This window comes from Clostridium chrysemydis (assembly GCF_015234215.1).
In the GTDB taxonomy this organism is placed as follows: domain Bacteria; phylum Bacillota; class Clostridia; order Clostridiales; family Clostridiaceae; genus Clostridium; species Clostridium chrysemydis.
This window is the reverse complement of record NZ_JADEKP010000002.1, coordinates 424,892-438,747: the sequence shown is the minus strand read 5'-3', so window position 1 is coordinate 438,747 and position 13,856 is coordinate 424,892. Positions and strand designations below refer to the sequence as shown.

Annotated in this window: 13 protein-coding genes; 3 read left to right on the top strand and 10 right to left on the bottom strand. The window is 27.5% G+C overall.

Features of this window, described 5'->3' with window-relative positions; translation table 11 throughout:
- Positions 1 to 12: 12 nt before the first annotated feature.
- The 4 genes from hydE to INR60_RS09960 all read right to left on the bottom strand — a co-directional run bounded on the left by hydE (position 13) and on the right by INR60_RS09960 (position 4,013).
- Positions 13 to 1,137, bottom strand: coding sequence for a [FeFe] hydrogenase H-cluster radical SAM maturase HydE (hydE, locus tag INR60_RS09975; protein ID WP_194191371.1), 1,125 nt, complete (start codon positions 1,135 to 1,137; stop codon positions 13 to 15).
- A 13-nt stretch (positions 1,138 to 1,150) separates the two neighbouring features.
- Entirely contained in the window at positions 1,151 to 1,399 is a 249-nt protein-coding gene (locus INR60_RS09970; RefSeq protein ID WP_194191370.1) for a TM1266 family iron-only hydrogenase system putative regulator, read from the bottom strand.
- Positions 1,400 to 1,606: 207 nt separating this feature from the next.
- A complete protein-coding gene (locus INR60_RS09965; protein ID WP_194191369.1) occupies positions 1,607 to 2,119 on the bottom strand; it encodes a hypothetical protein in 513 nt (170 codons plus the stop codon).
- A gap of 70 nt (positions 2,120 to 2,189) precedes the next feature.
- Positions 2,190 to 4,013, bottom strand: coding sequence for a HAMP domain-containing sensor histidine kinase (locus tag INR60_RS09960; RefSeq protein WP_194191368.1), 1,824 nt, complete (start codon positions 4,011 to 4,013; stop codon positions 2,190 to 2,192).
- Positions 4,014 to 4,243: 230 nt separating this feature from the next.
- Here INR60_RS09960 and INR60_RS09955 point away from each other — a divergent pair, with 230 nt between their 5' ends.
- From INR60_RS09955 to INR60_RS09945, 3 genes are all read left to right on the top strand, one after another.
- Positions 4,244 to 4,780, top strand: coding sequence for a response regulator (locus tag INR60_RS09955; RefSeq protein ID WP_194191367.1), 537 nt, complete (start codon positions 4,244 to 4,246; stop codon positions 4,778 to 4,780).
- A 12-nt stretch (positions 4,781 to 4,792) separates the two neighbouring features.
- A complete protein-coding gene (locus tag INR60_RS09950) occupies positions 4,793 to 5,923 on the top strand; it encodes a sensor protein KdpD (protein ID WP_194191366.1) in 1,131 nt (376 codons plus the stop codon).
- Between the two features lie 102 nt (positions 5,924 to 6,025).
- On the top strand, positions 6,026 to 6,187 hold the full coding sequence (locus INR60_RS09945) for a hypothetical protein (protein WP_194191397.1): 162 nt from the start codon (positions 6,026 to 6,028) through the stop codon (positions 6,185 to 6,187).
- Between the two features lie 39 nt (positions 6,188 to 6,226).
- Here INR60_RS09945 and INR60_RS09940 read toward each other — a convergent pair whose 3' ends face one another.
- From INR60_RS09940 to fsa, 6 genes are all read right to left on the bottom strand, one after another.
- On the bottom strand, positions 6,227 to 7,033 hold the full coding sequence (locus INR60_RS09940) for an ABC transporter ATP-binding protein (protein ID WP_194191365.1): 807 nt from the start codon (positions 7,031 to 7,033) through the stop codon (positions 6,227 to 6,229).
- A gap of 2 nt (positions 7,034 to 7,035) precedes the next feature.
- Entirely contained in the window at positions 7,036 to 8,307 is a 1,272-nt protein-coding gene (locus tag INR60_RS09935) for a hypothetical protein (RefSeq protein ID WP_194191364.1), read from the bottom strand.
- A gap of 97 nt (positions 8,308 to 8,404) precedes the next feature.
- Entirely contained in the window at positions 8,405 to 8,998 is a 594-nt protein-coding gene (gene kdpC / locus INR60_RS09930; protein WP_207729554.1) for a potassium-transporting ATPase subunit KdpC, read from the bottom strand.
- Positions 8,999 to 9,012: 14 nt separating this feature from the next.
- Positions 9,013 to 11,040: a potassium-transporting ATPase subunit KdpB gene (gene kdpB / locus INR60_RS09925; protein WP_207729553.1), complete on the bottom strand. Its 2,028-nt coding sequence runs from the start codon at positions 11,038 to 11,040 to the stop codon at positions 9,013 to 9,015.
- 13 nt (positions 11,041 to 11,053) lie between these two features.
- A complete protein-coding gene (gene kdpA / locus INR60_RS09920) occupies positions 11,054 to 12,709 on the bottom strand; it encodes a potassium-transporting ATPase subunit KdpA (RefSeq protein ID WP_194191363.1) in 1,656 nt (551 codons plus the stop codon).
- Positions 12,710 to 13,133: 424 nt separating this feature from the next.
- Positions 13,134 to 13,769: a fructose-6-phosphate aldolase gene (gene fsa, locus INR60_RS09915; protein WP_194191362.1), complete on the bottom strand. Its 636-nt coding sequence runs from the start codon at positions 13,767 to 13,769 to the stop codon at positions 13,134 to 13,136.
- Positions 13,770 to 13,856 lie beyond the last annotated feature (87 nt).

Here is a 13,856-nt window from a genome sequence, read left to right as displayed (position 1 = left end):
TTATAACTCCTTCTATTTTTTAAAAACTAAATTTGTCTTAATATTCTTCTTGTGTTCATTTAAATTTTCATATTGTTTACCATCTTCTGTAGTTAACCACTTAACATTATCCCCTCTGTTTTCTTCTATTTCAAAACCTATGCTATTCATTCTTCTTTCTATACATCCTCTACACTCAGCAGCTTCATCTCCTGTACAGATTTTCCCGTCATAAAGAGCATATTTATCCCTAACGTCTGTTGGAGACAGATTTGGCATAACTACATTTGCACCTGCTTTAATCCCTTTTTCTCTACCTAAAGGATCAATACTACCAAGGGCAGTAGTAGCTGGTAGTAAAACATCTGGTAAAAGTAATCTAACTAGAGATAGTATTATTACAGTCTTTTCTAAGCTTCCACCCTCTTCATCTTTTAAAGGGGTTTGATTTTGTGGAATAAACGGACCTATTCCACACATATGAGGTTTAAATTCCTTTACAAACCTTAAATCGTTAACTAAATCTTTATTAGTTTGATTTGGAAGCCCTATCATAAATCCAGCTCCAACTTGATACCCTATCTCTTTTAAATCATTTAAGCATCTTCTTCTATTTTCCATAATTTCTCCAGGATGCAAACCATCATATAAATCTTTAGTTGCAGTTTCGTGTCTTAAAAGATATCTATCTGCACCAGCTTCATACATCTTTTTATAAGATTCATAGCTTCTCTCTCCTAAAGAAAGCGTAATTGCATTAGATGGAAATTTTTTCTTTATCTCTTTAATTATTTCTATCATTCTTTCGTCTGTAAAATAATCATCTTCTCCACCTTGAAGAACATAAGTCTTATATCCTAGTTTATCTCCAAGTTCTACGCATTCCATTATTTGATCAAATGTAAGTCTATACCTGTCGGCTTCTTTGTTACTTCTTCTTATTCCGCAATACATACAATCTTTTTTGCAAAAGTTTGTAAATTCTATTAAGCCTCTCATATATACTTTATTATCGTAATTTTTAAGTCTTATATCATTTGCTTTACTAAATAAATATTCTTCGTCTTCTTTAGATAAATTATCTAAAATAAATAAAAGCTCCTCATCTGTAGCATTTTCAGTTTTATATAATTTGTCTATTATTTCTCTTACTATCATAATATAATCCTTTCTAGAACTCTTTTTTTGCAATAGCAGTTTTTACAGTTACCCCTCTTATGTTTCCAAGCTTCCCAGTTAAACTGTTTATATCATTTAATTCACCTATTACAGTTAAAGAAACTACTGATATTCCTTCTTCAAAAGGGATACCCATCCTCCCCCTTATGCTTCCTCTAAAATCAGAAACTATCTTATTAAAATCCTCTTGACATTCTTTAGGGTTTTCTAAAATTGCGCTTATTACAGCTATTTTCTTCATAAAAAAATCCTCCTAAATAAAAAAAGCCAAAATCCCTTCTAAGCTTTAAGGAATTTTGGCTAAAAAATTCTATACTAAGTAAAGGGTTCAAATTTAATTTCCCCTTAAGTATTACTTCCCTTCTAGATTAGATTTCTCTTTTCTATTAGATTTTATAAATTTTCACTTTTATTAAGAATTCTCTATATAAAAATGAATTATTAATAATTATATACCTAGTTTTACAAAAATACTATCTATAAGTTGTTTTTTCTTTTCACTTAGATATTCTCCATAGTAGTTTGTATTTTGGTCTAAATTTTCTACATTAACTAATAGGAATCTATCAAATTCCCACTTGTATTTTTCTTCTACTTCTTTACTTATTTCTCTAAAATCTTCTAAAGAATTAGTCTTTTTAAAGTCTCTTATTTTACTTTCAAGTTCAGTATTATACTTTTTTATTTTTTCTACTATCCTAGCTATTATCTTGAATTTATTTTTTAGAAAATATTTTTCAAAACCTATTTTTATTCTATATAATTCTTCTATAGTATATTCCCTATCTTTAATTAATATGTTTGCGCCCTTACCTTCAAGGACACTTTTTACTATCTCTTCTACTATTTTGCTTGAGGTATTATCTAAGCTTAAGATTTCATTTCCTCCAACAATTTCTATTGCTTTATTTAAATGCTTAATTCGCTCTTCAATTCTCTTATCTTTTAATTCTATAATCATTAGTGTCTCCTTTTTCTATCTTTTACCTAGTTATTATACTATTATCCTCATGATTTGTTAATTATAAATTCTAATCTTCTATAAATGGCCCTAATTTCAAAGTAAAATAAAAAGTACTTCCAACCCCTACATTACTATCTACCCATATTTCTCCTCTATGTGCTTTTACTATCTCTTTGCAAATAGCAAGCCCAAGCCCAGAACTTCCGGTTGTTTCGCCTTCACTATTTTTAATTTGAACAAACTTTTCAAATATTATTTTCTGACTCTCCTCTGATATTCCCTCTCCATTATCAGAAATAGAAATAAGCATTTCGTTATTTACTTCATTTACCTTAAGTTTTATTTCACCTGTTCCATCCCTTTTTACATATCTTATAGCATTACCAACTAAGTTAACCATAACCCAAGATATCTTGTTAAAATCCGCCTTAACATACCTATGAATTCCAACTGTATCAAATATAAAATTTATATTTTTTTCATCAAATTGTATTTTAAATGTATTTTTTATGGATAAGATAAGATCTCTTATATCTATATCTTTAATATCCATCTCAATTTTTCCAGACTCCATTTTAGTTAAATCTAATAACTCTTGAACTAATATATTAAGTCTTTCTCCATCATCTTTGATTATATTTAGCATTTCATCCATTTCTTCCTTAGATGAAAAGCTGTTTTGTAATAAAAGATCAACCGCCATAGAAATTGAAGTAAGTGGTGTTCTAAATTCATGTGAAACAGTAGATACAAACTCTGTTTTTAGCCTTTCCACATCTTTAAATTTTGTTATATTTTGAAGTAATAATACTGTACCTATCTTTTTATTTTCTTTAGATATAATCCCATTTGATATAACTCTATAATAAATTTTATTTTTACCATCTAATACTTCTAGCTCATTATTAGTTGTCTCTTTTAGTTCATTTAATTCACTTATATCTTTAAGTTCTAGTCTATTTACTATACTCTTTTCTTTTACATCAAATATTCTCTCTGCCGCTTTATTTATCATTATTATTATGCTTTTATCATCAGTTACAATTATAGGTGACTCAATGCTCTCTATTATAGCTTCTGCCTTTTGTTTTTCGTTTAGTAGTTCATTTATATTTAAAACTTCATACTCTTTTAATCTGTCACCCATATTATTAAAACTCTCTAAGATTGAATTTATTTCTTTATCTCGCCTTAATGGAATTTTATAATCATAATTACCTAAAGATACTTCTTTAATCCCAACTGTTAAATCTTCTATAGGTTTAATTATTTTTTTTAATAATGCACCAATTATTATAATTCCAGTAATTAAAGCAGCACCTAAAATAAAAAGTGTATAATAAGTTGCATTATTTGCAAGGCTCGTTGATTCTTCTTTTTTTACTACCATAGATTTTTGATTCATATCTAAAATTTCGTATGTGTCATCTTTTATATCTTCAAATATAGGAAGTATATCATTATAATAAAAGACTTTTGCTGCATCACTATTTTTTTCATTTTTTAGTTTTTCAAGTTCTCGTACCTTTGAAGAATAAATAGTATAATTCTTTTCTATATCATCAATCATGTCTTTTTCGTTATTTTCACTTATATGTTGCCTTGCCTCATATATTAGTTCTAAGAATTTAATATTACTTTTATCATAATCAGGAGATAGAGATTTTTTATCATCTTCAAATAAAAAGGTAAGTTCTAAACTATCTTGCCTTTCTATAACCTCTCTCATTTGCTGTGCTATTACTATACTATCAAAGTTATTATTCATAATTAAGTCTATTGATTTATCTAATCTTTTAAAATTTCTAATAGAAACAAAACTACTTCCAACCATCAATAGTAAAAATACTACTAAAACCATATAAATTTTAAACTTTATACTTTTTAACATCAAATTCCACCTCCTACAATAAAAATTATATTATATAGTAAAAATTTAATCTAATAAATTTTCTATAGAATAAAATTTTTAATCAATGCTTTTAGGGTTTATTTATCGAATTTATCCTTTGATTTCTTTAACTTATTTACGATTATTCTCCTTTACGATAAGTATTGACCATTTACTTATATATCCATTTAAAGTATCCTATTAATAATAAAATGTTGGAGGATTATTTTATGAAAACAGCGCTAGTTGTCGATGATACTAAAAATATACGTTTACTGCTTTCAAAATCTCTAGAAAGTGATGGATTTATTGTCCACTCAGCAAATAATGCAACTGAAGCTTTAAACCTTGTAAAAGAATTCAATTTTGATATAGCATTTATAGATATAAAAATGCCAAATGTAAGTGGTACAGCCCTTCTTCAAATGCTAAGAGATGAAGGTTATGACTTTCCTGTAGTAATTATGACTGCCTTTGGGACTATAAAAAATGCAGTTACTACTACTCAACTTGGTGCAAAAGCATATTTGCAAAAACCTTTTACATCTAATACTATAAGAAAAACTTTATCTGAAGTATTTGAAGTTGATATTGATGAAATAAATAAAAAAGATGATACTTTTAACCTATTCAAAGATAAAGATATAGACGATTTTTTAGCTCCTAATTTCTATTTAGAAATCTCAGAAAAACTTAAAATAAAAGGCGACATAGAAAAAGCTAAACTTTTTAAAGACTTCTCTTTTCATTTAAAGAATCTTAATTAGAGGTAAAAATATATGGGTGAAGATAGATTAACTCCCTTAGAGGCTTTAAATTTATGTAAAGAGCAAAGATGTGGTAAGCTTAAAATCTTCCTAGGTTACGCACCTGGCGTAGGAAAAACATTCACTATGTTAAATGAAGCTAACAGGCGTTTAAGTAGGGGTGAAGATGTTGTTATTGGATATTTAGAAACTCACGGAAGAAAAGCAACATTAGAACAAGTTAAGAACCTTCCTACTATCCCTAGAAAAAAAATAAACTATAAATCATTAATATTAGAGGAAATGGATGTAGATGAAATAATATTAAGAAAACCTCATTTAGTTCTTATAGATGAACTTGCACACACTAACGTTAAAGGTTCAAAAAATAACAAAAGATATGAAGATGTATTTGAAATTTTAAATGCAGGAATTAACGTCCACACTACAGTGAACCTTCAGCATATAGAAAGCTTAAACGATGTGGTGGCTGGAATTACTGGAATACAAGTTAAAGAAACTATTCCAGATAAAGTTTTTTATAAAGCAGAAGTAGTAGTTATAGATATCACTCCAAAAACTTTAATAAATAGATTAATTAGGGGAAATATATATAATAACAACTTAATTAAAAATGCACTTAAAAATTTTTTTAGAGAAGGGAATTTAAATGCACTTAGAGAACTAACTTTAAGGCAGCTCGCAGACGACGTTGATGAAAGCCTTGTAGCTTACAAAGCAAACCACAAAATAGATGAGAACTGGCGAACTGCTGAAAGAATAATGGTTAATATCTCTTCAAACCCTACTGCTAAAAGGCTTATTCGAACTGGAGCTAGAATGGCAAAACGTTATAAATGTGAATTTTACGTAGTATACGTAAATAGTACTAGATTCTTCTATAATAAAAAGTCAAAAGAAGAATTACTGTCTCTTAAGGAAAATATAGACCTTGCAAAAAAGTTCGATGCATCAATAATAGAGTTAAGTGGCAAATCCATTTCAAACGAAATAATAAAATTTGCAAAAAAGAAAAATATAACAAAAATAATACTAGGGCATTCTAGGAGAACTACCATTGAAAAAGTTTTATATGGTTCTCCCGTTAATAGACTTTTAAACAAGGCTAAGAACATAGAATTAATAATTTTACCTTATCCTTAAATTTACAAATTTTTAATATTATTTTCCTTATTATTTGTTGATAATTATTATTAAATAATATATAATATAATTATAGAGTATAAAAGATATGGAGATGATTTTATGAAAAACGAAAACAATATAAAAAAAGAAGAACTATCAAACAAAGATTTTTTTGATCAAATATTAGAAGAGGATAAAAAAGTTAATCCTGAAAACCCATGTGACCCATCAAGCCCTAACTATCCTTGGGAACCTTGTGGATTAAATAACAAAGATAAATAAAAAATAAGAGTTTCCAAAAACCCTTTGGAAACTCTTATTTTATTTATTAAAAAGATCTAAAGATTCTTTTGATACTGTATCTAAAATATTATAAAAATATTCTTTTTGACTTAAATCCTTTCTTAAAACCTCTTTTTCAATAATCCCATCTTTTAAATATAAAACTCGCCTTCCATAACTTGCAATCATAGGATCATGCGTTACCATAATTACAGTCTTCTTTTCAACTTCATTTAATATTTTTAAAAATTCTAAAAGATTATGAGAGTTTCTTGAATCTAAATTTCCTGTAGGCTCATCCGCTACTATGATCTTAGGATTATTTATAAGCGCCCTTGCAACTGCTATTTTTTGAATTTGTCCCCCAGAGCACTCATTTGGATATTTTTCCAAAAGTTCCTTAATTTCAAGCCTTTCTGATATAGAATTTATTCTTTCTAAAATATTTTCTATTGAATCGTTTTTTAAAGCTAAAGGTAATATTATATTTTCTTTAACTGTTAAGTTATTTAACACATTAAATTTTTGAAAAATAAAACCTAATTTCTCATATCTAAATTTGCTTATATCTATTTCATTTAACCTTGATATATCTTCCCCTAAAATTTTAACGCTGCCTTTAGTATCTTTATCAATTGTTGATATCATATTTAGTAAAGTAGATTTCCCAGCACCTGACGGACCCATTATAACTAAAAATTCTCCATCTAAGACATCCATATTTATCCCTTTTAAAGCATGGGTTTTACTTTCCTCTTTATTATTTTTAAATCTTTCTATACTTATATTATATTTTTCCCTTGAATACGTTTTATTTAATTCCCTAACTTTAATTATAGGTTTCATACCTAATCCCCCTTTAAATTTCTTTTTATAATCCTTAAAGAAATACTGCTTGCTAAGAAATAGCAAATTGTTAGAATTCCGATATAGATAAACAAAAACTCAATTAAAACGTAAATTCCATATTTATCTCTAGATAAAAGTGGTGTTAAAAAGGAAATTATACTTATAATATTTAATCCCGCCCCTATAATCATTAATGCTTTAATATCACTTTTAACTATAAATAATATTTCAGACTTTAAATATCCTAAAAAATATAATTTACTTAAATGTTTAGCTTGCGCTAATGTATCACTTAGAATTCTATATATCAATGTAAATGATATTAAAAATAAACTAATAGCAAGAACTATCAAATTATAAATTACTATTTTATTATTATCTAAAGTTTTAAAACTATAAATAAAATTCATAACGATAAACGTTAACCCATAAAATATAAACTTAGTATTATATAGCCTAAACTTAATATTTTTTAATACTATAAGTTTTATTTTTCTATTTAAATTATTATTTATTTCTTTGTCTATATAAAGAGGAATAAATTTTTCTATAATCATAAATAAACTAATAGATGACACAAATGTAAAAACTATAATTAGCCCATCCTTGATTTCTTTTAAATCATCTCCTATAAAAAATATTAAAAGGGGACTAATTAATAATACAAAATATATATACATCCAATTTTTAAAACCTTTTAAATTTTTGTTTTGTTTTAAATAACTTAAACTTTCCTCTCTTTCTATAAGTTCATTAATATCTTTTGTGTAACCAAATCCATAATTAACTATCAAAACCATAATAGTTTGAAGAAGCAATATAGCTAAAGTGTATAAAATTCCTTCAATCGATATTTCAAATATACTATTTGCATTCCCAAAAAAATTAAATAAAGGCACAAATCCTGCTCCAAGTAAACTTCCGATTAAAACTCCTTTTGAATTTAATATAAAAGTTTGGTATGTAAGCCCCTTTGCTAAGCTAGCTGGTTCTAATCCCCCAAGCATCTCTATTCCAATTTCTTTTGACTTAACTTGAAGCAAATAATTATTAGAATAAAAAGTTAATCCTAAAACAAATATTATAGTGATAAGTATTAAATAACCTGCACTAACTTTTTCAAAAGTGTTTGAATAGCCACTTCCATCTATATGAAATATATTCATAAGATTAAATATAAAAGTAACAGAAAGTGCTATAGTTAAAATATATAATTTACCCTCTTCTTTTGTTTGATCTAATAATCTTATAAGCATCTTTTTCCTATTCATATCCCGCCTCCCCCTCATGTATAATTTTAACATATTTGTATCTTTATTTCATTTAGTGGCAGAAAAAGCATCAAGATTTAAGTCTTGATGCTTTTTATTATCCTATTAATTTATCTATTTCTATATTTAATCCTAAAACGTTAACTCTTTCTTCCCCATACATTCCTAAAAACTTACCTTTTTTATTATCTAAAACTAATTCTTTTAATTTTTCTTCACTTATTCCAGTACTTTTAGATATTCTAGGTATTTGAATTAATGCTCCATTTATAGTTATATCAGGGTCTAGTCCTGAACCTGACTGAGAAATAAGTTCTTCTGATATATCTTCTTTTTTAACTTCTTTATTTTTACTTAAAAATTCATTTATATTATTTTTAGTATTTTCCTTTAACTCACTACTAGTTGGTCCTAAATTTTGTGAACCTGACGTTGCATTAACAGGTTCATTATTATAACTTTCATTATAATTTACAAAAGATGGTCTGCTTATAAAATACTTATCTTTCGTAAATTTTTGCGAAATTAAACTTGAACCAACTTCTTTTCCATTAATGACTACTATACTACCATTTGCTTTATCTTTAAATAATACTTGACCTATACCTGTAACTATTAATGGATATAGTATTCCGCATAAGACAATCATTATTACAGTTAACATAATACCTTTAATCAAATTTCTTATCATAATTATCCTCTCCTCTATAATCCAATAGCTCTTAATAGTGATGTTGTTATAACATCTATAATTTTGATCCCTATAAATGGTGCAATAACCCCTCCAAGCCCGTATATAAATAAATTTTTTCTAAGTATTTTTTCTGGACTCATCGGTACATATTTAACTCCTTTTAAAGCTATTGGTATTAAAAGCGGTATGATTATAGCATTAAAAATTAAAGCACTTATTATAGCTGAAGTTGGACTATTTAATTTCATAATATTAAAGATTTCCATATTAGGAATAGCAATAGTAAACATAGCTGGAATTATAGCAAAATATTTAGCTAAATCATTTGCAATAGAGAAAGTTGTAAGAGCTCCTCTAGTTATTAAAAGCTGTTTTCCAATTCCAACTACATCTATTATTTTAGTTGGATCTGAATCTAGATCTACCATATTTGCAGCTTCTTTTGCAGCTATAGTTCCTGAATTCATAGCTAAACCTACGTCAGCTTGCGCGAGAGCTGGAGCATCATTTGTTCCGTCTCCAGTCATAGCAACTATTTTTCCTAAACTTTGCTCTTTTTTTATAGCTTCTATTTTATCTTCTGGTTTGCATTCTGCTATAAAATCATCAACACCAGCTTCTTTAGCTATAGTTTTTGCTGTAAGAGGGTTATCCCCTGTACACATCACAGTTTTTATTCCCATCTCACGAAGTTTTTGAAATCTTTCTTTAAGACCTGGTTTTACGGTATCTTTTAAATAGATAACTCCAAATATCTTGCCATTTTCAGAAACAACTAAAGGAGTTCCTCCAAGATTTGAAATATCATCTACAATTTTATCTAAATCCTTTGGAATATCGCACCCATTTTCTTTTGCATATTTTTTCATTTCTGATGCTGCACCTTTTTTTATTTCTCTTCCATCATTTAATTTTATACCGCTACTTTTTGTACTTGCAGAAAATTCAATAAAATCTGCATCTATAATAGAACTTTCATCTATTACTATTCCAAGTTTTCTTCCTAAATCTACTGTAGATTTTCCTTCTGGTGTAGTATCTTTTATTGATGTTAATACAGCCTTTTTTATTAATGTATCTTTATCTACTCCTAAAACTTCTATAAAATCTGCAGCTAGTCTGTTACCAAATGTTATAGTCCCAGTCTTATCTAGCATCATTACATCTACATCACCGCAAGCTTCAACTGCCTTTCCGCTCATAGCTATAACATTAAACCTTGTTACCCTATCCATACCAGCTATACCAATTGATGATAAAAGCCCTCCGATTGTAGTTGGTATTAAGCAAACTAAAAGTGCAATTAAAGTTGTTACACTTATATCTATTCCTACGTAGTCTGCCATAGGCTTTAATGTAATTATTACAACTATAAATATCAAAGTTAATGCCATAAGTAATGTATTTAATGCAATTTCGTTTGGAGTTTTCTTTCTTGATGCTCCTTCAACTAAAGATATCATTTTATCTAAAAATGACTCTCCAGGGTCTTTTGAAATTCTAACCTTAATCCAATCTGATACTACTGTAGTACCTCCTGTAACTGATGAAAAGTCTCCTCCTGGTTCTTTTATAACAGGTGCAGATTCACCAGTTATAGCAGATTCATTAACAGATGCTAATCCTTCTATAACATCTCCATCATTTGGGATTATATCATTTGCACAAACTAATACTAAATCACCTTTTTTTAGAAGTTTTGCATCTATTATTTCATAGTCAAAGCCATTTTTTAAAAGCTTTGCTTTTGCATCTTTTTTTGTGTTTCTTAAAGAATCAGCTTGTGCTTTTCCTCTTCCTTCTGCAATACTTTCAGCAAAGTTTGCAAAAAGTATTGTTAAAAATATAATAAAAGTTACAACAAAATTATATATTCTAAGATTATTTATAAATATTGTCATAAGCCCTGTAATAATCATCCCAATATAGGCTACAAACATTACAGGATTTTTTATCATATCTTTAGGATTTAATTTTTTAAAGGAATTTTTTATTGATGTATTTATTATTTCCTTTGTTACAAAACCATTGCTCTTCATTATAATCCCCTCTCTACATAGTTAAAAATTCTGAAAGTGGTCCTAATACTAAAACTGGCATAAATGTCAGTGCCCCTATTATTAAAATAGTTCCAAGTAAAATACCAGAAAATAAAACACTATCAATCTTAAAAGATACAGCTGATTCTGATATTGGCTTTTTAGATCCAAGTGAGCTTGCTAAAGCTAGCATAAGAATCATAGATACATATCTTCCAATTATCATAACAACGCTAGTTGATATATTCCAAAAAGCCGTAGTGTCTTTAAGCCCTTCAAATCCTGAACCATTATTTGCAGCAGATGTTGTAAATTGATATAACATTTGCGTAAATCCGTGAAATCCATCTAAGCTTCCTTGATTAAATAATGCAGAAATAGCTGTCGGTACAAGTATTGAGATAGGATGTATTAAAATAATACATGCAATAAGCTTCATTTCTTTAGGTTCTATTTTCTTTCTTAAAAACTCTGGAGTTCTACCTATCATAAGTCCACATATAAATACACCTACGATAACATAAAGAATTAAGTTAATAAATCCTACACCCTTCCCTCCAAATACACAGTTTAGCATCATATTCCACAATGTAACTGCGCCTCCTATAGGAGTTAGTGAATCATGCATATTATTTACTGACCCTGTTGTAAAGGCTGTTGTTACAGTACTAAATAAAGATGATCCAAATATCCCATTTCTAACTTCTTTTCCTTCCATATTTCCAATAGAATTAGTTATACCTAAACTATTAAAAATAGGATTTCCTTTAAGTTCTGCAAAATATATTACTGGAATTACTATAACAAATAAAAATAATGCTACTAAAAATATCATCCTTGCTGCTTTCTTATTTTTTATAGCTTTTCCAAACACATAAATATAAGCACCAGGAGTTAGCATCATTAAAAACATTTCTAAAACATTTGTAAGGGGTGTTGGATTTTCAAAAGGGTGAGCAGAATTTGCACCAAAGAATCCTCCACCATTTGTACCTAGATGTTTAATACTCTCTAAAGACGCTACAGGTCCGTAAGCTATAGTTTGAGTATTTCCCTCAAGAGTTTGTACTATTTTAGTGCTACTAAGAGTTTGTGGAACTCCTTGTGATATAAGAATAACAGATGCTATAATTGAGACCGGTATTAATAATCTTGTTATTATTCTAATTAAGTCTCTATAGTAATTTCCTATGCCTCTTCCTGTTATTCCTCTTATAAATGCACCAGAAATAGCAAACCCAGTTGCAGCTGACGTAAACATAAATACTGTGATAACTATCATTTGTGATATGTTAGTTAAATTTAATTCTCCTGTATAATCTTGAAGGTTTGTGTTTGTCATAAAACTTACAGCTGTGTTAAGGGCTGTATGAAAATTCATATCAAGCCTTCCTTCATTAGTTCCTGCTATTAATTGTTGACCTACAAGTAATAAAAACCCTATAGCAATCATTACTCCATTAGTAATTAGTAACGCTTTTATATAGCCTTTCCAATTCATCTCATCATTTTTTATTCCTGCTAATTTATAAATAAAGCTGTCCACCTTATCCATAACAGGATCTATAAATGATTTTTTATTAAAGATGATATTATAAAGATATTTTCCTATTATAATAGTTGCAATAATAAAAGCTAAAATTAAGACTACAAGTCCTATCCATTCCATAATTCTTCACCTCAATTAACTATCTTATGAAGAGAATTATACTAAGTTTACAAATTTAAACAATGTCATTTTCAGCCTTATAAAACCATTTTCCAAAGTATTTAATGTTTTTATAGGACTTTCACCATACTAATCTTTAAATTACTTTAAGTAACTTCTATTTCCTATAAATACAATTTTTTCATTCTTTAATCTATATATTTAAGGTTTCCTATATTCTATTTTTAGTAATTTAAAGAATCCTTCTTCTACTTTCTCTTTATTTCTTTAAGAATCTCTAATTTAATATTTATTTTGTTTTTTTATTTTAGAAACTATTTTAAATATTTTTATATGAACCTTTTTCATTTAAATTTTTTATATAATTTTTTCTTTTTAGTTTTCTAAAAGAAAAAAAGATACCGCTTTTGCGATATCTTTTAAATTACTTTTTATTATCTTTATTAAATTTTTCTATTCCTATATGTGTTAAAGGATGACTTATCATTTGAATTAAAGTTTTATAAGGAACTGTTGCTATGTTACTACCGACTCTTGCTGCATCTAATACATTTTTAGGACTTCTAATACTTGCTGAAATTATTTCTGTAGAAATATTATGTTTTTTAAAAATCTCTACTATATCTGATATTACATTTATAGAATCATTACCAGTATCATCTATTCTTCCTATAAAAGGACTTACAAATGTAGCTCCAGCCCTTGCTGCAAGTAAAGCTTGCATAGCTGAAAAAACTAATGTTACGTTTGTTTTTACAGATTCACTATTTAAGATTTTTACAGCCTTTAAGCCTTCTTCTGACATAGGGATTTTTATAACTACGTTTTTATTAATTTTAGAAAGTTCTTTTCCTTCTTTAACCATACCTTCTGCAGTATCGCTAGTTACTTCTGCGCTAACAGGTCCTTCTATTAATTTTGATATTTCTCTTATAGAATCAATTAAAATAGCTTTTTCTTTTGATATTAGACTAGGGTTAGTTGTTACACCTGAAATAATTCCAAGTTCATTAATTTTTTTAATTTCTTCTATATTTGCAGTATCAATAAATAATTTCATAAACTTCACCTCAATCTAATTTATTATTCTATTATAAAATATGCAAAATGCTAATTTCTTCTATAATTATCATCCTCAATCTTTCGA